The 23,545-nt window shown below is 63.0% G+C and carries 23 protein-coding genes; 12 read left to right on the top strand and 11 right to left on the bottom strand.

Going from position 1 to position 23,545, the window contains the following annotated elements; genetic code table 11:
• Positions 1 to 2: 2 nt before the first annotated feature.
• The 7 genes from flhA to ACFO3A_RS08425 all read right to left on the bottom strand — a co-directional run bounded on the left by flhA (position 3) and on the right by ACFO3A_RS08425 (position 7,292).
• On the bottom strand, positions 3 to 2,105 hold the full coding sequence (gene flhA / locus ACFO3A_RS08455; protein WP_377725603.1) for a flagellar biosynthesis protein FlhA: 2,103 nt from the start codon (positions 2,103 to 2,105) through the stop codon (positions 3 to 5).
• A gap of 24 nt (positions 2,106 to 2,129) precedes the next feature.
• Entirely contained in the window at positions 2,130 to 3,284 is a 1,155-nt protein-coding gene (locus tag ACFO3A_RS08450) for an EscU/YscU/HrcU family type III secretion system export apparatus switch protein (protein ID WP_377725602.1), read from the bottom strand.
• Between the two features lie 174 nt (positions 3,285 to 3,458).
• A complete protein-coding gene (locus tag ACFO3A_RS08445) occupies positions 3,459 to 4,190 on the bottom strand; it encodes a protein phosphatase CheZ (protein ID WP_377725601.1) in 732 nt (243 codons plus the stop codon).
• A gap of 6 nt (positions 4,191 to 4,196) precedes the next feature.
• On the bottom strand, positions 4,197 to 4,589 hold the full coding sequence (gene cheY, locus ACFO3A_RS08440; RefSeq protein ID WP_377725599.1) for a chemotaxis response regulator CheY: 393 nt from the start codon (positions 4,587 to 4,589) through the stop codon (positions 4,197 to 4,199).
• Positions 4,590 to 4,618: 29 nt separating this feature from the next.
• On the bottom strand, positions 4,619 to 5,659 hold the full coding sequence (gene motB, locus ACFO3A_RS08435) for a flagellar motor protein MotB (RefSeq protein ID WP_377725598.1): 1,041 nt from the start codon (positions 5,657 to 5,659) through the stop codon (positions 4,619 to 4,621).
• Complete coding sequence (motA, locus tag ACFO3A_RS08430; protein ID WP_377725597.1) at positions 5,660 to 6,520, bottom strand: flagellar motor stator protein MotA; 861 nt, start codon at positions 6,518 to 6,520, stop codon at positions 5,660 to 5,662.
• Between the two features lie 196 nt (positions 6,521 to 6,716).
• The gene (locus tag ACFO3A_RS08425) at positions 6,717 to 7,292 is read right to left on the bottom strand and encodes a 5-formyltetrahydrofolate cyclo-ligase (RefSeq protein WP_377725596.1); all 576 of its coding nucleotides are present in this window, start codon (positions 7,290 to 7,292) and stop codon (positions 6,717 to 6,719) included.
• Positions 7,293 to 7,307: 15 nt separating this feature from the next.
• On the opposite strand from ACFO3A_RS08425, the gene ACFO3A_RS08420 reads away from it, so the two are divergent.
• Complete coding sequence (locus tag ACFO3A_RS08420; RefSeq protein ID WP_377725595.1) at positions 7,308 to 9,275, top strand: lytic transglycosylase domain-containing protein; 1,968 nt, start codon at positions 7,308 to 7,310, stop codon at positions 9,273 to 9,275.
• Between the two features lie 106 nt (positions 9,276 to 9,381).
• On the opposite strand, the gene ACFO3A_RS08415 is transcribed toward ACFO3A_RS08420, so the two are convergent.
• A complete protein-coding gene (locus tag ACFO3A_RS08415; protein WP_377725593.1) occupies positions 9,382 to 10,311 on the bottom strand; it encodes an MBL fold metallo-hydrolase in 930 nt (309 codons plus the stop codon).
• 158 nt (positions 10,312 to 10,469) lie between these two features.
• Between ACFO3A_RS08415 and ACFO3A_RS08410 the strand changes: the two genes are divergently transcribed.
• From ACFO3A_RS08410 to ACFO3A_RS08370, 9 genes are all read left to right on the top strand, one after another.
• Positions 10,470 to 10,952 (top strand): Lrp/AsnC family transcriptional regulator, encoded by a 483-nt coding sequence (locus tag ACFO3A_RS08410; RefSeq protein WP_377725592.1) that lies wholly within the window; start codon positions 10,470 to 10,472, stop codon positions 10,950 to 10,952.
• 260 nt (positions 10,953 to 11,212) lie between these two features.
• Complete coding sequence (locus tag ACFO3A_RS08405) at positions 11,213 to 11,842, top strand: GNAT family N-acetyltransferase (protein ID WP_377725590.1); 630 nt, start codon at positions 11,213 to 11,215, stop codon at positions 11,840 to 11,842.
• An 87-nt stretch (positions 11,843 to 11,929) separates the two neighbouring features.
• On the top strand, positions 11,930 to 12,808 hold the full coding sequence (locus ACFO3A_RS08400) for an HlyC/CorC family transporter (protein ID WP_377725588.1): 879 nt from the start codon (positions 11,930 to 11,932) through the stop codon (positions 12,806 to 12,808).
• On the top strand, positions 12,805 to 14,385 hold the full coding sequence (gene lnt, locus ACFO3A_RS08395; protein ID WP_377725587.1) for an apolipoprotein N-acyltransferase: 1,581 nt from the start codon (positions 12,805 to 12,807) through the stop codon (positions 14,383 to 14,385). Before ACFO3A_RS08400 ends, lnt begins: the two co-directional genes overlap by 4 nt.
• A gap of 120 nt (positions 14,386 to 14,505) precedes the next feature.
• Positions 14,506 to 15,030: a 3-hydroxyacyl-[acyl-carrier-protein] dehydratase FabA gene (gene fabA / locus ACFO3A_RS08390; RefSeq protein ID WP_377725585.1), complete on the top strand. Its 525-nt coding sequence runs from the start codon at positions 14,506 to 14,508 to the stop codon at positions 15,028 to 15,030.
• Entirely contained in the window at positions 15,027 to 16,250 is a 1,224-nt protein-coding gene (fabB, locus tag ACFO3A_RS08385; RefSeq protein WP_377725583.1) for a beta-ketoacyl-ACP synthase I, read from the top strand. The genes fabA and fabB overlap by 4 nt, the downstream gene beginning before the upstream one ends.
• A 16-nt stretch (positions 16,251 to 16,266) precedes the next feature.
• Complete coding sequence (locus ACFO3A_RS08380; RefSeq protein WP_377725581.1) at positions 16,267 to 16,803, top strand: D-glycero-alpha-D-manno-heptose-1,7-bisphosphate 7-phosphatase; 537 nt, start codon at positions 16,267 to 16,269, stop codon at positions 16,801 to 16,803.
• A 51-nt stretch (positions 16,804 to 16,854) separates the two neighbouring features.
• Positions 16,855 to 17,619, top strand: coding sequence for a lysophospholipid acyltransferase family protein (locus ACFO3A_RS08375; protein WP_377725580.1), 765 nt, complete (start codon positions 16,855 to 16,857; stop codon positions 17,617 to 17,619).
• Positions 17,616 to 18,344 carry a M48 family metallopeptidase gene (locus ACFO3A_RS08370; protein ID WP_377725578.1) on the top strand — a complete coding sequence of 243 codons (729 nt, stop codon included), beginning with the start codon at positions 17,616 to 17,618 and terminating at the stop codon, positions 18,342 to 18,344. The genes ACFO3A_RS08375 and ACFO3A_RS08370 overlap by 4 nt, the downstream gene beginning before the upstream one ends.
• A gap of 16 nt (positions 18,345 to 18,360) precedes the next feature.
• Here the strand turns inward: ACFO3A_RS08370 and ACFO3A_RS08365 are convergent, their stop codons facing one another.
• Positions 18,361 to 19,296 carry a PhoH family protein gene (locus tag ACFO3A_RS08365; RefSeq protein WP_377725576.1) on the bottom strand — a complete coding sequence of 312 codons (936 nt, stop codon included), beginning with the start codon at positions 19,294 to 19,296 and terminating at the stop codon, positions 18,361 to 18,363.
• A gap of 47 nt (positions 19,297 to 19,343) precedes the next feature.
• Between ACFO3A_RS08365 and ruvA the strand changes: the two genes are divergently transcribed.
• Positions 19,344 to 19,922: a Holliday junction branch migration protein RuvA gene (ruvA, locus tag ACFO3A_RS08360; RefSeq protein ID WP_377725575.1), complete on the top strand. Its 579-nt coding sequence runs from the start codon at positions 19,344 to 19,346 to the stop codon at positions 19,920 to 19,922.
• Positions 19,923 to 20,059: 137 nt separating this feature from the next.
• Positions 20,060 to 21,124: a Holliday junction branch migration DNA helicase RuvB gene (gene ruvB / locus ACFO3A_RS08355; protein WP_377725574.1), complete on the top strand. Its 1,065-nt coding sequence runs from the start codon at positions 20,060 to 20,062 to the stop codon at positions 21,122 to 21,124.
• Between the two features lie 76 nt (positions 21,125 to 21,200).
• Here ruvB and ACFO3A_RS08350 read toward each other — a convergent pair whose 3' ends face one another.
• Both ACFO3A_RS08350 and ACFO3A_RS08345 read right to left on the bottom strand, forming a co-directional pair.
• Positions 21,201 to 21,515: a c-type cytochrome gene (locus ACFO3A_RS08350; protein WP_377725573.1), complete on the bottom strand. Its 315-nt coding sequence runs from the start codon at positions 21,513 to 21,515 to the stop codon at positions 21,201 to 21,203.
• A gap of 79 nt (positions 21,516 to 21,594) precedes the next feature.
• On the bottom strand, positions 21,595 to 23,328 hold the full coding sequence (locus ACFO3A_RS08345; RefSeq protein ID WP_377725571.1) for a cytochrome D1 domain-containing protein: 1,734 nt from the start codon (positions 23,326 to 23,328) through the stop codon (positions 21,595 to 21,597).
• Positions 23,329 to 23,545 lie beyond the last annotated feature (217 nt).

Genomic DNA, 23,545 nt, shown 5'->3' with positions numbered 1-23,545 from the left:
AGTCATGCACCTTTAAGAATCGGGCCGATGCGGATGGAATGCGTTTCGGGAATTTCACTGTGCGCCAGCACTTGCAGGCGCGGGGCCACGCGCCGCACCAGGCGGGCAATGGCATTACGGATTTGGTCGGGCACCAGCAGGCAGGCCGGCATACCCAGCTCTTCCTGCTGATTGGCCACTTCGGCAGCACGCTGGGTGAGCACATCGGCCACGCCAGGGTCCAGAGAGGGGCCGTTGGCATTGGTCAGTGCCTGCACCAACAGGCGCTCCAGCCCTGGTTCGATGGCAATCACATTCAGCTCGCGGGTCGGCCCGTAGATTTGCTGGACGATGGCCGGTGCCAGGGCAATGCGCACGCGCCGCGCCAGCTCCGCCGGGTCTTGCGTCACGCCAGCGTTTTCTGCCAGCGTCTCGATGATGGTGCGAATATCACGGATGTGCACCGCGTCCTCCAGCAGCAGCTGGAGAACTTTCTGGAACACGGTAATAGGCACCATCTTGGGAATCACTTCTTCAATCAACCGGGGAGCGGACTTGGCCACATGGTCCACCAGTTGCTGCACCTCGGAACGGCTCAACAACTTGGCAGCATGCATTTGCATCAAGTGTGACAAATGTGTCGCCATGACAGTTTCCGAATCAACGACGGTAAAACCCGCCATTTGTGCCGCTTCCTTCTGGCGCTCATCGATCCAGTGCGCAGGCAGGCCGAAAGCAGGGTCGGTGGTGGGTGTGCCGATCAGCGGCGTGGTGATGCCACCCGGATTGATCGCCAGGTACATGCCGGGGAAAGCTTCACCCTCGCCAACCATCACGCCGCGCAAGGTGATGCGATAGGCACTGGGCTTCAGTTCCAGGTTGTCACGCACATGCACCGCAGGCGGCAGGAAGCCCACTTCCTGGGCAAATTTGCGACGCACCCCCTTGATGCGGGTGAGCAGATCCCCCTGCCGTTTTTTATCCACCAGGGCAATCAGGCGGTAGCCCAGTTCCAGACCCAGCAAGTCCACAGGCTGCAGATCGTCCCAGGTCGCCTCGGTTTCCTGCTGGGGAGCGGCCAGCGCCTCCTGAGCGGCGGCAACCTGCGCCTCTGTCTCCTGCGGCTTGTTCTGGGCCTGCATGGCAAGCCAGGCGCCATAGCCGAAGACGCTGCCCATCACCAGGAACACCGTGTGCGGCATACCCGGAATGCAGCCCAGCAGAATCAAAATTGCCGCCGTAATTCCCAGGGCACGGGGCGACATGAACATCTGGGCAGCAATCTGTTTGCCGGTATCGTTGTCCTTGCCGACGCGGGAGATCACCATGGCCGCCGCCACCGAGATCAGCAGGCCAGGAATCTGTGCCACCAGGGCATCGCCCACCGCCAGCAGAATGTAGCTGTTGGCCGCTTCCCCAGCCGACAGCCCGTGCTGGGCCATGCCGATGGCAAAGCCGCCAATGATGTTGATGATCAAAATCAGAATCCCGGCCACCGCGTCCCCGCGCACGAACTTGCTGGCACCATCCATGGAGCCGAAGAAATTGGCCTCTTCCTGCACTTCCAGACGACGGCGCTTGGCCTCGGCTTCATCGATCAGTCCTGCATTCAAATCGGCATCGACGGCCATTTGCTTGCCGGGCATGGCATCCAGGGTAAACCGGGCCGACACCTCGGCAATCCGCTCGGCCCCCTTGGTCACGACCATGAAGTTGATGACCACCAGGATGGCAAACACGATCAAGCCCACGGCAAAGTTGCCGCCGATCAAAAAATGGCCAAACGCCTCGATCACCGCCCCTGCAGCGCCGGGGCCGGTATGCCCTTCCATCAGCACCACCCGGGTCGAGGCCACGTTGAGCGACAGACGCATCAGGGTCGTCAGCAGCAACACCGAAGGGAAGGCGGCAAAGTCCAGCGGCTTGATCATGTACGCGGCGACCATCATCACCATCAGCGCCACGGCAATGTTCAAGGTGAAGAAAGTGTCCAGCAACCACGGCGGAATGGGCAGCACCATGAGCGCCAGAATCGCGATCACCAATACCGGTGCAGCCAGCCCTTGCGCAGCCAGTCCACGCTGGCCGACCCATTGCTGGAGATTTTTCAGACTTGCGGTACTCATAGCACGACCACCTTCTTCGATTTATCAAACGTTCTGCGCCGGGGGGCGCTTTTTGCTGTGCGGATCCAGCTCTTGCGGCACGTCCGGCTGCACCAGCACCCCCGGCGCAGGGGCATCCCCACGCAGGCTGGCTTTCAGGCGATAGACATAGGCCAGCACCTGGGCGACGGCGGTATAAAGCTGTGCCGGTATGGCCTGGTCCAGCTCGGCATGGGCATACAAGGCCCGGGCCAGCATCGGTGACTCCAGCACCGGCACGCTGTGGGCCTTGGCCACTTCACGGATTTTCAAAGCGATCAAATCCGCCCCCATGGCCACCACTTGAGGCGCTGCCATGGTCGCTTCGTCGTAGCGCAAGGCCACGGCATAGTGGGTCGGGTTGGTGACCACGAAGTCGGCCGTCGGCACGCGGGAGACAGAGGCACGGTGCGCCATCTCGCGCTGCTTTTGGCGAATCTTGCCCTTGACCTCCGGGCTGCCTTCGGACTCCTTGTGTTCCTGTTTGACTTCCTGGTGGCTCATCTTCAAGCGCTGCAGGAACAGGAATTTCTGCAAGGGCACGTCAATCAGGGCAATGATGAACACGACCAGCATCAGCATGGCAAGGCCGGACAGGATCCAGTTGCCCACCATGGCCAGCGCCATCGGACTGCCCTGGGCGGGCAGCTTGGCGACATAAGGGATGCCATCGCGGATATGCAGCCAGGCGACAAAACCCAGAATCAGCGTGAGTGCCACGTTTTTCAGCGCCGTTATCAGCTGCTGCTTGGAAAACACATTGCCCAGCCCGGCCAGGGGATTGAGCTTGCTGAACTTGGGCATGATGGGCTTCCAGCTGAAGACCCAGCCGCCAGACATCAGACTGAGCAAGATAGAGGCGATATTGATGCACAGGGCAAACACGCACACCCCGACAATGCCAAGGCCCATCATGCTTGCCAGGCGTTCCAGCATCAGCTGCGGCACCAATACGCTGGCCCCATCAAAGGTCAGTTGCCGCCCCATTTCAATACGCATGTGCTGCAGCAAAGTCGGCCCCCCTGCCAGTACCACGGCACAGCCGACGCCCAAAACCGCCAGATGCGACAGATCCCGCGAACGTGACGTCTGTCCGTTCTCGCGGGTTTTCTGCAGCTTCCTGGCGGTTGCTGGAAGGGATTTATCTTGGCTCGATTCCATGGTGGCATGAGAGGTAAGGTCTCATGCCATTGTCCGGATCCGCCTTCCCGGTAAAGCAGGAATAAGCGCTTGTTAAGCGGCGCTTATTCTTTCACCCGGATACAAAAAAGTCCGAAATAGCTTAAAAACAGGAGCTTATACCGCTTGCTCCACAAGGGTTTAAGGCGCTTTTTATTAAAAACCCAAGCTGGCAAGCAAATCGTCCACTTCGGACTGCGAGGACACCACATTGGGCGAGCCTTGCGGGTCGACCACCGGGCCGCTGAGTTCCGGGTGTGCCGGTGACGCCACTTCCCCGGAAGCGCCTTCTGCAAGGGCTGCGGCCCAGGCATCCTCGGCATTCGCCGCTTCCGGCACAGGCTCGGTAGCCGGTGTCACAGGCACCGCACCAGGAGGCGCGGTTTGCAGCAGCAGCTCGACCAGTTGACTTTCCAGGTTCGAGGCAAGGCTAACCACCTTAGCAATAACCTGTCCGGTCAGGTCATGAAAATCCTGCGCCATCATGATGTCGGTGAGCTGCTGATCCACGATTTCCGTGGATTTTTCCATCTCCTCCAGGTAATTCATGATGTGGCCCTTGGCCACAGCCGCCACAGGATCGGCAATCATGGACTGCCGCATCCGTTTGGTTTCACTGACGATAGTAGTTTGCCGTACCTTCGCGTCATCGACCAGGGTGAGGACTTTTTCCGCCGCTTCGCCTGTCAGGCGGGCGATATAGGACAAGCGATTCTGGGCGTCGGGCAGCTTGTCGGCAGAACTGCGCAGGCGGTCGGCATACCCCAACTCACGCAGAGCATCGTGCAACTGGCGCGTCAGCAAACCCAGTTTGTTGTGCACCCCGCCTTGGCCCAGACTGGCTGCGGGGGCATCCACAGGGGGGGGAGGGGACTGTTCTTCTTGCATAACGCTTTACGCCAGACCCTGCTTTTTCAGGATCAGGTTTACTTTCTCTTCCAAGGTCGCCTTGGTAAAGGGCTTGACGATATAACCGGCCGCTCCGCCCTGGGCGGCAGCAACGATATCCTCCTTGCGGGCTTCGGCCGTCACCATCAGCACCGGCAGGTGCTTGAGCTTTTCGTCCGACTTCACTTCAGCCAGAAGCTGAAAGCCGTTCATGTTCGGCATGTTGATGTCGGTTACGACAAAATCGAACTTGCTGCTGCGCAGCTTCTGCAGGGCAACGACACCATCTTCGGCTTCATCAGCTTCGGAAAACCCGCTTTCCTTCAGCAGGTTGCGCACAATACGGCGCATGGTGGAGAAGTCGTCGACGATCAAAAAACGAAGGGCAGTATTCGCCACACGGGCCCCTTTCGGTCAAAAGTTATTAGTCAAGGTGCAGTCGAACTGGTCGCAGTCGGCTGCGCTGCCAATCCATCTGCCAATGCCGGTATTGTCTCCGGTTCAGAGGGTGGATTGTCCGGGGTTTGCCCTGCCAGCACTTGCGGCACGGCGGTTTCCTGGGTAACGACCTGGGGGTTTTTCCCCAGGAGTCGCTCCTCGGCCTCGCGCGTGAGGACGGTAATCGTGATGCGCCGGTTTTGCGGCGCACGCGGTTGATCGGGCAACAGCAAATCCGTAGAGGCCAACCCGACGACCCGGGCCAGCTTGTCGTCCGGCATGCCGGCAGCCACCAATTCACGGCGTGAAGCATTGGCACGGTCTACCGACAATTCCCAGTTGCCATAGCCACGCTCACCATTGCCGTACGGAGCGGCATCGGTGTGGCCCGCCAGGCTGATACGGTTTTCCACGCCCCCCAACGCTGCCCCCACTTCACGCAGGATGTCACGCATATACGGTTTGACGATGGCGCTGCCGATGTCGAACATGGGACGGTTCTGCTCGTCAACGATCTGGATTTGCAGGCCATCCGGCGTGACGTCCATGCGGATTTGCGAGCGGTATTCGTTAAGGGTGGCGTTGCTGGAGATCACGGCATCGATCTTGGCCCGCAGCGCCTTGATACGCTGCGCATCTTCCTGGGCACGTCGGGCCTTGGCGTCAATGTCCTTGCGTCGGCTGGTATCGGCGTCGGATTCCGAGCGCTTGACCTGACCACTGATACGGGCCAGGTCGGTACCGCCGCCCGGAATGATGCTGGAGCTGTTGCCAGCACCGTCGCCACCTTGCATGGCCACTTTCAGCGGGGAATTGAAGTAGGCAGCGATCCCTTGCAAGTCCCCCTTGGCCGTAGAGCCGAGCAGCCACATCAGCAGGAAAAAGGCCATCATGGCCGTCACAAAGTCGGCATAGGCGATCTTCCACGCGCCGCCATGGGCGGCATGACCGCCCTTCTTGATGCGCTTGATGATGATGGGCTGGAGCTTTTTCTCGCTCCCACCCGCCTGACCCTGGGGAGAGGTTGCCATTTACTTCTTGCCCTTGACGTGGGACTCCAGCTCCAGGAACCCGGGGCGCTCGGTGGAGAACAGCACCTTGCGGCCAAACTCGATGGCAGTGGGCGGGTTGTAGCCTTGCATACTGGCAATCAAGGTGCATTTGACGCAGTCAAACTCTTTCGAGGCATCTTGCACGTTGTGTTCCACCAAACAGGCCATGGGCTCCACCAGGGCATAGGCAAGCAAAATCCCCAGGAACGTGCCGACCAGTGCCGATGCGATCATCCCCCCCAGCACCGAGGGCGGCTGCCCGACGGAACCCATCGTATTGACCACCCCCAGCACGGCAGCGACGATACCGAAGGCCGGCAGGGCACCCGCCAAACGCTGCAAGGCCATCACCGGACGATGTGCTTCCTGATGGTGAGCCTCGATCTCATTGTCCATAAGGGATTCGATCTCATGCGAATTGAGATTGCCGGAAACCATCATGCGCAGATAGTCGGTCATGAAGTCCATCAGATGATGGTCTGCCAACAGGTTGGGGTATTTCTGGAACAGGGGCGAGTTTTGCGGTTCTTCCACATCCCCTTCAATGGACATCAGCCCTTCTTTCCGGGCTTTTTGCAGGATGTCGTAGAGCAGCGCCAGCAAATCCATGAAACGGGCCTTGTTCTGCCGCGCTCCTTTGAAAGCACCCAGAACCGCCGCTATCGTGGCCTTGAGCACTTTGGGCGGATTGGAAACCAGGAACGCGCCAAAGGCCGAACCACCAATGGTGGCCATTTCGAAGGGCAGCGCCTCGGCCAGGACGGCAACGTTGCCGCCGTGCAAGATATACACGCCGAACACGCAACCGAAAGCGATGGCATAACCAATAAGGGCAAACATAGGAGATGGATTTTGTCAGACTGCCGGGCAGTCAAAAAAAGGAACTAAAGGGGCAATACCGTATTTCTTGTCGGCTCGAATGCGGCAATCTTGAGGCCTGCACTGTATCTTGCCCCGCAGATCACAGTACGAAGGCGGTGTTTACCGCAGGCAACGTAAAAAACAGCGGCCCCCATCATCGTGGGCATGCAACGCTTCAAAAGACCGGCCAGACCGCGCCGTAGTCGTTCAGGATGGTATCCAGGGGCTGGTCGTGCGCTTCCGGCTCAAAGCAATCGATGTACCCTGCTGCGAACCCCAGGCCCACGGTAAACGGCTTGGGCTGCAGCTGTGCCAGGGTACGGTCGTAAAAGCCGCCGCCATAGCCCAGGCGGTAGCCCCCGGCGCCGTAGCCGACACAGGGGACGAAGAGCAGGGTCGGCTCGATCACCTCGGTATCCTTGGGTTTGGGAATGCCGTAGGCATCCTCCTCCATCGGGCAGCCGGGGTACCAGACGTGAAAGCGCATGGTTTTGGTGACTTTGTCGATCACCGGCAGGCCGATGCGGCGCAGTTGCGGCTTGTCGAGCAGTTCGCCGTCTTCCTTCCAACGGTGCAGCACCGGCAATGGATCGAACTCGCCCTTGATCGGCCAGTACGCGCCGATCACCGTATCGGTACGTCCGACCAGCCAGATGCGCATGGCCCTTTGCAAGGCCTGGTTGCATTCCTGGCGGTCGGGCATCTGCAAACGCGCTTGCACCAGGCTGCGACGAAGGGCTACTTTGTCCATCAGATAATCCACACAATGAAACGGCTTGCAATTCTGACACCGCTGGTGGCTTTGGCCGCCACATTCTCCCTCCCTGGCGTTGTTTTCGCGCAGCCTTCGGGCGACGATGTACTGCTGCAGATGCAGCAGGCCGCCCGCAAGCAGGACAGCAAGGCCCTGGCTGCCCTGCTGCCCGCCACCCAGGGCCACCCGCTGGAGGTCTGGGCCCAATACTGGGCGCTCAAGGCCCGGCTGGACAGCGCCACCAGCCAGGAAGTGGAAGACTTCCTGCAGCGCTGGCGCGGCACCTACCAGGAAGACCGGCTGCGCAACGACTGGCTGCTGTTGCTGGGCCAGCGCCGCGACTGGGCGGAATTCGAGCGCCTGCACACCGACTTCCGGATGCAGGACGACAAGCAGTTGCGCTGCTACGACCTAGCCATCGCCAGCATGGAAGGCCGCCTGCCTGCCCACGCCGGCACGCAACTGCAGCAGCTGTGGCTGGACCAGCCGGCCAGCGACGATGGCTGCACCTACGCGGCCAGCACTCTTTACGCGGCCCAGCAACTGCCCGCTCAGACCGTATGGCAACGCGCCCGCCTGGGGGCCGAGCGCAACCAGCTCGGCACCGCCCGCGATGCGCTGGCCATTGCCGCCCCGCAGCACGTGGGCCCGCTGGCCACGCTGTTCAAATCCCCGCTGCAATACCTGACCACCGGCAAAACCACCCCGCCTGCGGCCCTGGCGACGCTGGCCCTCATCCGCCTGGCAGCCAGCGATCCCGACCAGGCGGCCCAGTTGCTGCGCACGCGCTGGCAGAAGACCCTGTCCGCCGAGGAACGCGACTGGGTCTGGGGCGTGATCGGCAAGGTTGCCGCGCGGCGCCTGTCCGATGACGCACTGGACTACTTTGCCGAAGTCCAGCAGCTCGCCGACCTGAACGACGACAGCCTGGCCTGGCTGGCCCGCGCGGCTTTGCGGGCGGGCCAATGGGGTCTGGTGCAGCAGGCGATTGCCGCCATGTCCACCGCGCAGCAGCAGGACAGCACCTGGGTCTACTGGAAGGCCCGCACCCTGCTGGCCCAGGGCACGCCGCAAGGCCAGGAACAGGCCCAGGCGCTGCTGGACAGCATTGCCGGCGTCGACGGCTTCTATGAGCAGCTGGCCCGCGAAGACCTGGGGCAGGCCGTGCTGCCGCCGCCCGAACCCCAGCCGCCCACCGCCGAGGAAGCCGCCCGCGCCCGCGCCAATCCCGGCCTGGCACGGGCGCTGTACGCCATCCGCATCGGCCTGCGCAGCGAAGGCGTGCGCGAATGGAACTACACCACCAACCTGCACCAGCCCGGCGGCATGAACGACCGCGAGCTGCTGGCCGCCGCGCAACTGGCCTGCCAGGCCCAGGTCTGGGACCGCTGCATCAACACCAGCGAACGCACGCGCGGCTTCGCGAGCTGGCAACAGCGCTACCCGATGCCATTCAAGGACGAGGTGGTGACCCGCGCCCGCAACATCGGCCTGGACCCGGCCTATGTCTACGGGCTGATCCGCCAGGAAAGCCGCTTCATCATGGACGCCCGCTCCCACGTCGGCGCCTCCGGGCTGATGCAGGTGATGCCCGCCACGGCCAAGTGGACGGCGAAGAAGATCGGCATGACCGATTTCCAGCCGTCGATGATCAACCAGCACGATGTGAACATCACCATCGGCACGGCCTACCTGAAGCTGGCGCTGGACGATTTCGACGGTTCGATGGTGCTGGCCGCTGCCGGCTACAACGCCGGGCCGGGCCGCCCGCGCAACTGGCGCAACGGCCCGGTGCTGGATGCCGCCATCTGGGCCGAGAACGTGCCCTTCACCGAAACACGCGACTACGTGAAGAAGGTGCTGGCCAACACCACCAACTACGCCGCCGCCATCACCGGCCAGCCGCAATCGCTGCGCTCGCGCCTGGGGCAGGTGGGGCCGAAAGATACGCCCGTGGCGTACAACAAGGCGCTGCCCTGAGGATGAATAAATAAAAATAGCGTCTACCGCTGGTATTCATTGGATTTCAAGGTGTTTTTCTATTGAAATTCAATGAATACCAGCGGTAGAAGCTATTTATTTCATACTAAACATCCACCAGCCACTCCTCCTCGCGGCGCAATGCGTTGCTGGCGATCAGCTCCTGCACCAGCGCCAGCGTCCAGGCCGCACTGTCCTGCTGCGCAAAATAGCGCTCGCGCAGCAACTGCATCAGGGACGTGGCGGCGCACCAGTCCTGCGCGTGTTGCAGGCTGGCGCGTTGCCATTCCAGAAACTTGTATTTCAGCAGCACCTTGGCGGCATAGCGGGCATGGCGCAGCGGGTCGGCGACGAAATCGGCCAGCCGCTTGCGGGCCACGGCCAGGGCGCCGGCCACGTCGTCGAACATGGGGCCGTGGCCGGGCAGTACCCAATCGGGTTGCAACCGCTCGATCACGTCCAGCGTGGCGGCCACGTCGGCAAACGCCTGCACGCCTTCGATTTCCGGGAACACGATGCCAAAGCCGCGCTGCCACAGCGCATCGGCGGAAATCAGCAGACGCCGCTGCGGCTCGAACAGCACCACCGAGTGCGGGTCGTGCCCCGGCGCGGCATGGACTTGCCAGGCATGTTCGCCCAGCAGCACCTCGCTGCCGGGCGCCAGCACGCCATCGGCCCGAAAACGCGGACAGTCCTGGCCGGTGGGGGTGTAACTGAGCGCCTCGGGGTTCCAGTCATGCACATGGGCCGCCTGCCCCGGCGCAATCAGCGTGCGGGCCTGCGGCCAGGCGGCCTGCAAGGCGGCATTGCCGCCGCAGTGGTCGCTGTGCAAGTGGGTATTCACAATCTGCGCCAGCGGCTGCCCGGCCAGCGCCTCGCGCACCAGGGCCACGGTCTGCGCCGACTGGGTGCAATAGCCGGTATCGACCACGCTCGCCTGGCCCTGGTTGAAGACGATGTTGTTGGCACTGAGCCAGCCACGCTCCAGGAAGCGCATTTCCGGCCACAGCGGGCCAGGGGTGGAAAAAGCTGTCATGGGCCATGATTGTCTTTTACGTAAACGTCAATTAATCTAAGGGAAATCCCAAACAATGGATTTCACCGATGACGCAAGAAAATTGCAGATACTCCAGGAAAGGCTTGATAAAAGTGCAGCATCCTGATTAAAACGCCAATTTTCGAAAAAAACATGCCATGACCGACAGCCACAACATTGACAAACTCGACCGCGCCATCCTGCGCCGCCTGCAAGAAAATGGCCGCCAGACCTACGACGTGATCGGCGAGCAGGTGGGGCTGTCGCCCAGCGCCGTGCTGCGCCGTGTCAAGCGCCTGGAAGACGTGGGCATCATCGAGCGCTATGTCGCCCTGATCGCCCCGGCCAAGGTCGGCCTGGGCCTGACCGCCTACCTGAACGTGCGTCTGGAAAAAGGCGCAGGCATCCACAAACGCAGCCCGATGGACGCCTTCCGCGAAAGCGTGCAAGCCTGGCCGGAAGTGGTCGAATGCGCCTCGCTGACCGGCGAGATGGACTACCTGCTGCAAGTCGTGGTCAGCGACATGGGCCACTACAGCCGCTTCATCATGGACACGCTGCTGCAACACCCCAGCGTGCAGGACTGCAAGACCAGCTTCGTCCTCGACCGCGTCAAGGGCACCACCTCGGTGCCGCTGTAGCCGCAGCGCCCATCTTAGAACGTGTTTACGATCTCGGCGCGAAGGGGTGCGGGATGCGGATCGGGATGATCTGCTAGGCGCAAACCGCAGCCATAGCGGTGCTATGGCGAGGATTTGCAACGACGCAGACCGCCCGAGGCCGCGACTGCATACCCGCGCGGAGATCGTAAACACGTTCTTAGTATTTACCCTAGGATTCTTGCGGACGTTCATTGTGTGTTGCAATGCACAAATTAAGGGTTTACCCCTGGATTTGTGCCATGTTGTTTGCTGCCTTCAAAAAATTCTTCCTGCGCCTGACCGGCCGCCCCCTGCTGCCCAAAGTGGTGCCCATTCGCACCCTCCAGGCCCGCCACCGTCCCCTGGTACTGGCGCACCTGTTGCAGTTGAGCGATGCCGACCGCTTCCTGCGCTTTGGCTATATCGCCAACGACGCGCAGATCGAGCGTTACGTGGCCAAGCTGGATTTCGAGCGCGATGAAATCTTCGGCGTCTTCAACCGCCGCCTGCAGCTGATCGCCATGGCCCATCTGGGCTACGGCCCCACGCCCCAGTCCGGGGCGGAGTTCGGCGTCTCGGTGATCAAGGCCGCCCGGGGCCTGGGGCTGGGCGCCCGCCTGTTTGCCCGCGCCGGGATGCACGCCCGCAACCGCAACGTCAAGACCATGTTCATCCACGCGCTGACGCAAAACAGCGCCATGCTGAAAATCGCCGCCAATGCCGGCGCTCGCGTGATCTACCACGGCACCGAGGCCGAAGCCTACCTGCAGCTGCCCGCCCCGGCCCTGGACACCCGTCTGGCCCAGCGCCTGGAGCAGCGCTTTGCCGAAGCAGACTACTTCTTCAAGAAGCACCTGCTGCGCGGCAGCGCCCCAAGCCAGCGCGGATAGTCCCTAAGCTGTCAAGCCCTATAAGCACGGCAGCGGCGCTGCAATCGGCTATTCTTGGCAGCTTGTTCGACTTGTTCACTGACCACTGTGTCCGACTCCCATCCAGAGCGGGAAGACAAACGCTCTTTCTGGCAAAAATTCCTCGAATTTCTGCACCCCAGCCCCGATACGCCCGACGCCCTCATCGAAACCCTGGTCGAGGCCGAGGACAAGGCCATCATCAGCCCCGAGGCGCTGGCCATGCTCGAAGGCGTGATCCGCATGGCCGACCGCACCACCGGCGACATCATGGTGCCGGCCCCGCGCATGGATGCGCTGGACATCCATGCGCCCTTCGAGGCGTTGCTTGACCAGGTCATCCGCACCGCGCATTCGCGCTTTCCGGTCTACGAAGGCACGCGCGAGAACATCATCGGCGTGCTGATGGCCAAGGATCTGCTCAAGCTGCAGCGCTCCCCCACGCTCAAGCTGCGGGCACTGCTGCGGCCCGTGAACTTCATCCCCGAAACCAAGGGCCTGCACGACCTGCTGCGCGAATTTCGCAGCAACCGCTACCACCTGTCGATCGTCGTCGACGAGTTCGGCAACATCGCCGGGCTGGTGACGATGGAGGACGTACTGGAGCAGATCGTCGGCGAGATCGAGGACGAATTCGACACCCCCGACGAAGAGGGCGACATCTTCGCCCTGGCCGACGGCAGCTACCGCGTGGCCGGCGACCTCGACCTGGCTCGCGCCGTGCAGGCGTTCGACCTGCAGCTCCCGCCCCAGGCCGTGGAAGACTTCGACACCCTGGGCGGTTACCTGGCCCACACCCTGGGCCATGTGCCGCGCCGTGGCGAGGTTCTGCAGTGGGAAGGCCTGGAACTGCGCGTCCTGCTGACCAAAGGCGGCGCGGTGCGCTGGTTCCAGGTGCGCCGCCCGGGCAACACCGCCAGCGAAGCGGCAGAAAGCACCCCATCTTGAAACCCCTGGCTTGGCAACTTCGCCCCTGGCAATGGCAGCTGGCGGTGCTGCCTGCCGGTGGGCTGCACGCCGCCTCCCTGGCGTGGCCCGGCAATGGGACGGCGCTATGGTGGCTCCAGCTATTGAGCCTGGCCGTGCTGTGCAAAGCCTTGCTCGCAGCACCGCGCCGGCGCGATGCCGCGCTGCTGGGCCTGCTCTTTGGCACCAGCTGGCTGGTGGGCACTTTCTGGTGGCTGTTCACCTCCATGCACACCTATGGCGGTTTGGCGGCCCCCCTGGCGGCGGCGGGCGTGCTGGCTTTGGCGGCTTTTCTCGCCCTGTATTACGCAGCGGCTTGCGCTCTTTTCAAGCATTTTTCCTTCACCCATCGGGCGGGCAATGCGCTGGTCTTTGCGGCCTGCTGGCTTCTGGCCGAATTGGCCCGGGGCGTGTTGTGGACCGGCTTTCCCTGGGGTGCCAGTGGCTATGCGCATACGTCCGGCCTGCTCTTTCCCCTGGCCCGCTGGGTCGGTGTCTATGGCATCGGCGCAGCTGCAGCCGGCCTGGCCATGCTGGTGGCACAAGCTCGCCGCGACGATCTGCGCGACCCCAAGATCTGGGGCCTTTGCGGTTATGGCGCTATGGTGCTGTTCGGCTTCCATGCCCAGCGCCAGCTCACGCTGAACAACTACCGCCATGAGGTTGCACCCATGTCCGTGGCCCTGCTGCAGGGCAATATTGCGCAGGATGAAAAATTCCAGCCCGGCAGCGGCATTCCCCTGGCGTTGGAGTGGTACAGCCGCCAGCTGTACGCCAGCCAGGCCGATCTGACCGTCGCCCCCGAAACAGCCATCCCCTTGCTGCCCCACCAGCTCAGCCACGGGTATCTGGACGGGCTGCGCTCCTGGTTCTCCACCTGGGGCGGGCACCAGGCCGCCCTGGTGGGTATCCCGCTGGGCAACGAAGTGCAGGGCTATACCAACTCGGCCGTTGGCTGGTCGCCCGACGAGCGCTCGGCCTACCGCTACAACAAGCACCATTTGGTGCCATTCGGGGAATTCATCCCGCCGCTGTTCCAGTGGTTTGTGCGCCAGATGGAGATTCCCCTGGGGGAATTTACTGCCGGCACGCCCCTACAGGCACCCTTTGTCTGGGCAGGCGAGCGCATTGCCCCGCATATCTGCTACGAAGACCTGTTCACCGAAGAGCTGGCGGCCTACTTTGCCGATCCCGCCCAGGCGCCCACCGTCCTGGCCAATCTGAGCAACATCGCCTGGTTTGGCAACAGCGTGGCCATTGACCAACATTTGCACATCAGCGAAATGCGGGCGCTGGAGTTTGAACGCCCCATCCTGCGTGCCACCAACACCGGCGCAACGGCCATCATCAACCACCGTGGGCAGGTTGTGCAGCGCCTGCCGGCGGCCCGGCAGGGCGTGCTGACGGGCCAGGTGCAGGGGCATCGCCCGCTCACGCCCTATGCCCGCTGGATGTCGGTCACCGGACTGTGGCCCCTGGCCGGGGTGGGCATCGCCGTCCTGGGGATAGCCCTGTGGCAGCAACGCCGCCAGCGGCTGCGCTGTGTCAAAACCCAATGACCGCTGCTGCAGTGCAAACCCTTGATAATGTGCCCTACACGTAGAAAGAGGGCCAGCGTTTACACTGCGGCCCAATTTATTTGCAGAGCACGTCCGCGCTAACACGGAGTAATTTGACCCATGCCCGAATCCTTTTCCTATGAACAACTGATTGCCTCTGGAGAGGGCAAGCTGTTCACCCCCGACAGTGGCCGCCTGCCGCTGCCGCCGATGCTGATGTTCGACCGCATCACGCACATTTCCGAAGACGGCGGCGCCCACGGCCTGGGCCGCATCGAGGCCGAGCTGGACGTCAAACCCGACCTGTGGTTTTTCGACTGCCACTTCCAGGGCGATCCGGTGATGCCCGGCTGCCTGGGGCTGGATGCCATGTGGCAGCTCATCGGCTTTTACCTGACCTGGCTGCGCCTGCCCGGCCGGGGCCGCGCCCTGGGCGCCGGCGAGGTGAAATTCACCGGCGAAGTCGGCCCTGACGTGAAGCTGGTGAAGTACGAGATCGACATCAAGCGCGTCATCAAGCGCAAGCTGTGCATGGCCATTGGCGACGCCCGCCTGCTGGCCGATGGCAAAGAGATTTACGTGTGCAACGACCTGCGCGTCGGCCTGTTCCTGCGCGAAGGCGATAAGGCAGGAGGCCAGGCATGAGCAAACGGCGCGTTGTCATTACCGGGGCCGGCATCGTGTCGTGCATCGGCAACGATCTGGCCACCGTCGAGGCGGCCCTGCGCAACGGCACCAGCGGCATCCGCGCCGTGCCGGAAATGACCGAAATGGGCCTGCGCAGCCAGGTGGCCGGCGTCCCTACTATCGATATCGAAGCACGTATCGACCGCAAACAGTTGCGTTTCATGGGTAATGCTGCTGCATACGCCCAGATTGCACTGGAAGACGCTATCAAACAAGCAGCACTGACGCCCGAACAGGTCAGCCACCCGCGCACCGGCCTGATCATGGGTTCGGGCGGCGGCTCCCCGGCCAACCAGATCGAAGCGGCAGACACCCTGCGCGAAAAAGGCATCCGCCGCGTCGGCCCTTACCAGGTCACGCGCTGTATGAGCAGCACCGTCTCGGCGTGCCTGGCGACCAACTTCAAGGTCAAGGGCATCAACTACTCCATCACCTCGGCCTGCTCCACCTCGGCCCACTGCATCGGTGCTGCCGCCCAGCAGATTGCCTGGGGAATGCAGGACATCATGTTCGCCGGCGGCGGCGAAGAACTGTCCTGGGGCATGTCGCTGCTGTTCGACGGCATGGGCGCCATGTCCAGCAAATACAACGCCACCCCGGAAACAGCCGCCCGTGCCTACGATGCCAACCGTGACGGCTTCGTCATCGCCGGCGGCGGCGGTGCCGTGGTACTGGAAAGCCTGGAACACGCCCAGGCCCGTGGTGCCACCATCCTTGCCGAAGTGGTCGGCTTCGGCGCCACCAGCGATGGCGAGGACATGGTTGCCCCCTCCGGCGACGGTGCCATCGCGTGCATGCAGCAGGCCATGGCAGAGCTGGACGGCCCGATCGACTACATCAACACCCACGGCACCTCCACCCCCGTGGGCGACATGCAGGAAGTCCGCGCCATGCAGGCCGTGTTCGGCGATGCCGTGCCGCCGTTCTCCAGCACCAAATCGCTCACTGGCCACTCGCTGGGCGCCACCGGGGTGCAGGAAGCCATCTACTGCACCATCATGCTGAACAAAGGCTTCATCGCCGGTTCGGTCAACGTGGAAACGCCCGACCCTCTGCTTGGCGACATGCCGCTGGTGACGCAAACGCGCGATGCGCAGCTCACCCAGGTGCTGTCCAACAGCTTCGGCTTTGGCGGCACCAACGCCAGCCTGGTGCTGCGCCGCTGGACAGGCGTCTGACCTGCCGGGCACCGGTATGAAAGTGGCGGTATTCGATTACCTGGGACTGGTCGACCCCGACGGGGTCGGTGCCGTCATGGACGCCCGACTGTGGCAGCCCCAGCCCGGGATCGTCGATGCCATCGCCCACCTGCACCACCACGGCTGGCACGTCGTGCAGGCCGTCAACCAGCCCGGCCTGGGGCGCGGCAGCCTGGAGATCGGCGAGCTCAACGCCCTGCAACAGCACGTGCTGCGCTGCCTGAGCGCCGCCGGTGCCCGCATCGAAGCCTTCTTCTTCTGCCCCCATACCCCCCAAGATAACTGCACCTGCCGCAAGCCGGCCCCGGGCCTGCTGGAGCAGATTGCCGCCCGCTACGGTGCGACGCCCCAGGAGATCTGGGTCGTCGGCCCGTCCGAATCGCACATCCAGGCCGGTTTGGCCATCGGCGCCCACGTGGCCCTGGTTGCCCCCGATCCCGGTTTGCCGCCTGCCGACACGCCTGCTGGCCAAGGCCCGCTGCCGCGCTACGCCGACTGGCAGGCCCTGGCCCAGGCATTGGCGCCGAATTGATCGGGCTGGCCCGCGCCCCAGCCTTTTCCCCTCTCTCCCCCCGCTACCGCCATGCTGTTTTTACGTTCTTGTCTGCACACACTGTGGATGGGGGTCACGGTGATCCCCTACACCCTGGGGGTTCTGCTGGCCCGCGTCCTGGGCCTGCCGCTGATGGTGCGCTGGCGCATCGGCTGCGCATGGCTGATGCTCAGTATCCGCGCTGCGGGCTGGTTCTGCGGCGTCCGTTACCGCGTGCAAGGACTGGAGAACCTGCCCACCGACCCGCAACAGGGCGTCGTTCTGCTGGCCAAGCACCAATCGACCTTTGAAACCTTTCTGCTGCCCAACATCCTGCCCCGGCGCATCGCCTACGTGTTCAAGAAGGAGCTGCTGCACATCCCCTTCTTCGGCTGGTCGATCGGCAGCATGGACATGATCCACATCGACCGCAAGCACGGCAGCCGCGCCTTCCACAAAGTGGTGGAGCAGGGCAAGCGCCTGCTGAACCAGGGCGTGTGGGTGGCCATGTTCCCCGAGGGCACCCGCGTGCAACGGGGCGAAGTCGGCGATTACAAAAGCGGCGCGGCACGGCTGGCCATCATGTGCAGCGTGCCCGTGGTGCCGGTGGCCATCACCTCGGCCCGCTGCTGGCCGCGCAACGGCTTTCTGCGTTACCCGGGGATCGTGGACATTTCCATCGGTGCCCCCATCCCCACCACCGGGCGCAAGCACGAAGAACTGACCGTTCAGGTGCAGCAGTGGATCGAGGCCGAAATGCGTCGCCTCGACCCCGAGGCCTATCCCCAGGACGGAGCCACGCCAGCGCAGCCATGACGGCCAGCACCGGACAGATCACCCTGCACAGCGGGCAACCTACCCCCTACACCCTGGTGCGCAGCCAGCGGCGCAGCATCGGGCTGGAAATCGGCCACCAGGGCCTGACCGTGCGGGCGCCCCTGCGGGCCAGCCAGGCGCAAATTCACCAGGTGCTGCTGGACAAGTCCCGCTGGATACAAACCAAGCTGCATCTACTGCAGCAGCGCCAGGCCGCACAGGAACACATCCACTGGCACGCCCGGGCCACTCTGCCCTACCTGGACGGCCAACTCCAGCTTGAACTGCATCCCAGCGCCCCCCGCCCAGGGCTGCTGGTGGCCGTGGCGGCGCAGCGCTGGGTGCTGCACCTGCCGGGCGACCCGCAGGCATTGGCCCCGGCCATTCGGGCGCTGGTCTGGGCCTGGTGGCTGCGCCACGCCCACACCTTGTTTACCCAACGCCTGCACCACTACGCCCCCCAGCTCGGGGTGGCCTGGCGCAGCCTGCGCCTGACCAACGCCCGCACGCGCTGGGGCAGCGCCAAGCAGGACGGCAGCATCATGCTCAACGCGAAACTGCTGCACTACCCGCAGCCGGTGCTGGACTATGTGGTCGTGCATGAACTGGCGCATCTGCACGAGATGAACCACAGCCCCCGCTTCTGGGCCTGGGTGGGCCGCGTGTGCCCGGACTATCTCGCCTTGCGGGCAGCGTTGCGCCAGCAGGCCGCGCCGATCTGGTGACCCCGGTAACGGCCCATCACACCCGCACCTGGGCATCGTAGGCATCGATGATCCGCGCCACCAGCAGGTGGCGCACCACGTCCTGGCTGCCGAAGCGCGAAATGGCGATGCCGCGCACGCGCTTCAGCACCCGCTCGGCGTCGATCAGCCCGCTGGCCGTGCCCTTGGGCAGGTCGATCTGGCTCACGTCACCGGTAATCACCGCCTTGGCACCAAAGCCGATACGGGTCAGAAACATCTTCATCTGCTCGGGCGTGGTGTTCTGCGCCTCGTCCAGGATGACGAAGGCGTTGTTCAGCGTGCGCCCGCGCATGAAGGCCAGCGGGGCAATTTCCAGCACGTTGCGCTCGAAGGCTTTCTGCACCTTCTCGTAGCCCATCAGGTCGTACAGCGCGTCGTACAGCGGGCGCAGGTAGGGATCGACCTTCTGCGTCAGGTCGCCGGGCAGAAAGCCCAGGCGCTCGCCCGCCTCCACCGCCGGGCGCGTCAGCACGATGCGCTGCACGGCGCTTTTCTCCAGCGCATCGACAGCGCAGGCCACCGCTAGGTAAGTCTTGCCCGTGCCCGCCGGGCCGATGCCCAGGGTGATGTCGTGCTGGGCGATGTTGTCCAGGTACAGCGCCTGGTTGGGCGTGCGTGCCCGCAGGCTGCCACGGCGGGTGTGCAGGCTCAGGGCGTCGGGGTCGGCCTGGAGCATGTCCCTGTCCCCGGCCAGCAGCAGTTGCACGGCGTCCTCGGTGATCGGATCGTCGGCCATCTCGTACAGGGCTTGCAGCACGTCCAGCGCCTGATGGGCCTTGGCCTTGATGCCGTCGATCTTGAACTGTTCGTGACGGTGGGCGATTTTGACCTGCAAGCCGTTTTCGATGGTGCGCAGGTGCTGGTCGGACGGGCCGCACAGGTGTGCCAGGCGGGTGTTGTTGTGCGGGGTAAAAGTGTGGCGCAGGATCACGCGGATAATTCCAGGACAGAGAAGCGATAAAAAAGGACGAACCAGCCATGATAGGCAAATTAACCGGCACCCTGACCGACAAACATCCCCCCGAGGTCATCGTGGACTGCCACGGCGTGGGTTACGAGGTGCAGGTGCCGATGAGTACCTTCTACCACCTGCCCGCCCTGGGGCAGCCGGTCAGCCTGCTGACCCACTTCGTCGTGCGCGAGGATGCGCAGCTGCTCTACGGCTTTGCCACCGCGCAGGAGCGCCAGGCGTTTCGGGCGCTGATCAAGGTCAGCGGCGTGGGGCCGCGCACCGCCCTGTCCATCCTCTCGGGCCTGAGCGCCGACGATCTGGCCCAGGCCGTCAGTCTGCAAGAGGTGGGGCGGCTGGTCAAAGTCCCGGGCATCGGCAAGAAAACCGCCGAGCGCCTGCTGCTGGAATTGAAAGGCAAGCTCGGCGATGCCATCGCCACGGCCAGCCAGCCCCAGGCCAGCAGCGCCGAACGTGCCGACATCCTGCAGGCGCTGCTGGCCCTGGGCTATAACGACAAGGAAGCCAACGCCGCCCTCAAGGCCCTGCCCGCCGACGTGGGCGTGAGCGAGGGCATCAAGCTGGCGCTCAAAGCCCTGGCAAAATAAATATCAAGTTCAGTAGCTGTTACCGCACGAATACTATGATTTTCAGATACTTTTATATCTGAAAACCTGTAAATACCAGCGGAATAAGCTATGTTTTCAGGACCAAGTCACTGCAAGGCGACAGATTTAACAAAACCATGAGCATCCACACCGAAGATTTCGGCCTGGGCCACGACAGTGCCGCCGCACCGGCCCCGCGGCTGATTGCCGCCACCAGCGCCTCGCGCAGCGAGGAGGCGCTGGAACGCGCCCTGCGCCCCAAGCTGCTGGAGGAATACGTCGGCCAGGCCAAAGCGCGGGAGCAGCTGGAAATCTTCATCGGCGCCGCCAAGAAGCGGGCCGAGGCGCTCGACCACGTCCTGCTGTTCGGCCCGCCGGGGCTGGGCAAAACCACGCTGTCGCACATCATCGCCGCCGAACTGGGCGTTCAGCTTCGCCAGACCAGCGGCCCGGTGCTGGAAAAGCCCAAAGACCTGGCCGCCCTGCTCACCGGCCTGGAAGCGGGCGACGTGCTGTTCATCGACGAAATCCACCGCCTCTCGCCCGTGGTGGAGGAAATCCTCTACCCCGCGCTGGAGGATTACCAGATCGACATCATGATCGGCGAAGGCCCGGCGGCCCGCTCGATCAAGCTGGACTTGCAGCCCTTCACCCTAGTGGGTGCCACCACCCGCGCCGGGATGCTGACCAACCCGCTGCGCGACCGTTTCGGCATCGTGGCGCGGCTGGAGTTCTACACCCCGCAGGAGCTGGAACGCATCGTCACCCGCAGCGCCCGCCTGCTGCACGCGCCCATCGACGCCGCCGGGGCAATGGAAATCGCCCGCCGCTCGCGCGGCACGCCGCGCATCGCCAACCGGCTGCTGCGCCGCGTGCGCGACTTTGCCGACGTGAAGGGCGACGGCAGCATCACCCAAGACATCGCCGCACAGGCGCTGGCCATGCTGGACGTCGACCCGGAAGGCTTCGACGTGATGGACCGCAAGCTGCTGGAGGCCGTCATCCACCGCTTCGACGGCGGCCCGGTCGGGGTGGACAACATTGCCGCCAGCATCGGCGAGGATGCCGGCACCATCGAGGACGTGATCGAGCCTTACCTCATCCAGCAGGGCTTTCTGCAACGCACCCCGCGCGGGCGCATGGCCACGCAGGCCGCGTGGCGGCATCTGGGACTGACCGCCCCGCAACGCAGCGAGGGCTGAACCCGGAAAAAACAAAGCCACCGGTGCAGAACACGGGTGGCTTTGTTGCAAGGCGCAGCGGTCTGCGCAGCATCCATCAGGATTTCAGGATGAAATCGATGGCGGCCTTCAGGTCGGCGTCGTTGATCTTGTCAGCGCTGTTGGGTGCCATGGGCACGGGGCCGAACGAGCCGGCACCGCCTTTGCGCACTTTTTCGAACAGAGTGGCTTCCTTGCCTTGGCCCTTGTACTTGGCGGCGATTTCCTGGAACGAAGGACCGACCAGTTTTTTGTCCTTGGCATGGCAGGCCATGCAGCCCGCCTTGGTCATGTTGGCCATGGGGTCGGCCATGGCGGGGGTAGCAGCGAAAGCGCCGGCTACCAGAGCCGTCATCAGAGCAAGCTTTTTCATACGGAAGCTCCTAGTAATAAGTGAAAGAAAAAGGACGGGTGCGACAAAACCTGCCTTCCCCGTCCTTCAGACACCGTGATTAGTACACGTCGTGCTGAGTGTTGTAGACGTTGAACTTGCCGGTCGGGGTAATCAAGCGCTGGTCTTTGATCACCGTCTTGCAAGTGCGGGTTTTGTCATCCACGACAACGATAGCAGATTCTTTGTCCTTGGCGCTCCAGACAGAGAACCAGACTTCGTCACCAGCCTTGTTGTATTCAGGCTGCACCACGCGCTTGGCGCCATCGTCCTTCAACCCGGCACAGGCGGCGATGTCGATGATCTGCGAGCCCTTGGCCAGGTTGTTGATGTCAAACACGGCCACGCTCTGGCTGATCTTGGCATCGGGGTTCAGCGTGGTGTCCACCCACAGGTTGGTGGATTTCGGGTGGGTCTTGATGAACAGCGAACCGCCGCCCTGGCCCTTCAGCGTTTCCACCACTTTCCAGGCGTTGGCCTTGTGCTTCTTCGGATCGGTGCCGATCAGAGCAATGCTCTCGTCGCCCAGACCCGAGGTTGCCCAGACGGGGCCGAACTTCGGATGCTTGAAGTTGGCGCCACGGCCCGGGTGGGGGATCTTGCCCACGTCCACGATGGCTTCGAGCTTGCTTTCCTCGGTGTCGATCACCACGATCTTGTCCGAAGCGTTGGCAGCGGTCAGGAAGTAGCGACCCGAAGCGTCAAAGCCGCCGTCGTGCAGGTACTTGGCCGTGTCGATCTGCTTGGTCTTCAGATTGGTCAGGTCGGTGTAGTCCACCATCCAGACCTTGCCGGTTTCCTTGGCATTGACCAGGAACTCGGGCTTCTTGTGGCTGGAGACGATGGCTGCCACGCGCGGCTCGGGGTGGTACTCGTTGTTGATGTCCATGCCCCGGGTGCCGACGACTTTCTTGGGCTTCAAGGTGTCGCCGTCCATCAGCACGAACTGGGGCGGCCAGTAGGTACCGGCAATGGCGATCTTGTCTTCCCAGCCCTTGAACTTGGAGGTTTCCACCGAACGGGCTTCCAGACCGACCTTGATCTCGGCGACGTTGTCGGGTTTTTCCATCCACAGGTCGATCAGGTTCAGGCGGGCGTCGCGGCCGATCACGTACAGGTAGCGGCCCGAAGCGGACAGGCGCGAGATGTGCACGGCGTAGCCGGTCTTGATGATGTTGATGATTTCCTTGGTGTCGCCGTCGATCAGGGCGATCGTGCCGTCGTCACGCAAGGTCACCGAGAAGATGTTCTCGATGTTGTAGTTGTTCATCTTCTTGGTCGGACGCTTGTCCACAGGGATGTATTCCTTGCGGGAAGCCTCCATGTCCGCTAAGGAGAACTCGGGCGGCGTGGGCGCATCGTGCTGGATGTAGCGGGCCATCAGGTCCACCGTGGCTTCGTCGAACTCGCCCGAAGTCAGCCAGTTGGGCATGCCGGCGGGCGAACCGTAGGCGATGAACACCTTCAGGTAGTCCGTACCCTTTTCGTTGGTGATGTCCGGGGTCAGCGGTTTGCCGGTGGCGCCTTTGCGCAGCACGCCGTGGCAGCCTGCACAGCGCTCAAAATAGATTTGGCGGGCACGGGCAAATTCCTCCTCGGTCATCGGAGGGGCCTTGGGGTTGCTCGATTGGTGCATCTTGGCATCGGCCAGGGGCGAAGCGGCGCCCTGGTATTGCGCCTCGGCAGCTTTGGTGGATGTAGTGGGTGCGCCCGGTTTGGCAGGCTGCGCCACCGCTGCAAGCGCCATGGAAGACAGCGCCAGAGCGATAAGACTGGTCAGTTTGCGGGTTTTCATGCAGGAAACTCCTTGTTATGCCGCCGCCCGAAACTCCCTCCCGTCCTAGGGGATACCCTACCGTGGGCTGCGACAAAGCGGTAGGGTTTTCGGTCATTGTGTATACCGAGGAAGTGGTTTCTATTGATTTATCTCAAATACAAACGTGGCATAGATCTTTCACAACATTTTTTCCAATTCCCTCGATAATTTGCGGGAAAACCCCTAGACTTTTCTC

The sequence above is a fragment of the Comamonas nitrativorans genome (assembly GCF_042654765.1).
Taxonomy (GTDB): domain Bacteria; phylum Pseudomonadota; class Gammaproteobacteria; order Burkholderiales; family Burkholderiaceae_C; genus Comamonas; species Comamonas nitrativorans.
This window is presented reverse-complemented; position numbering and strand designations above follow the sequence as displayed.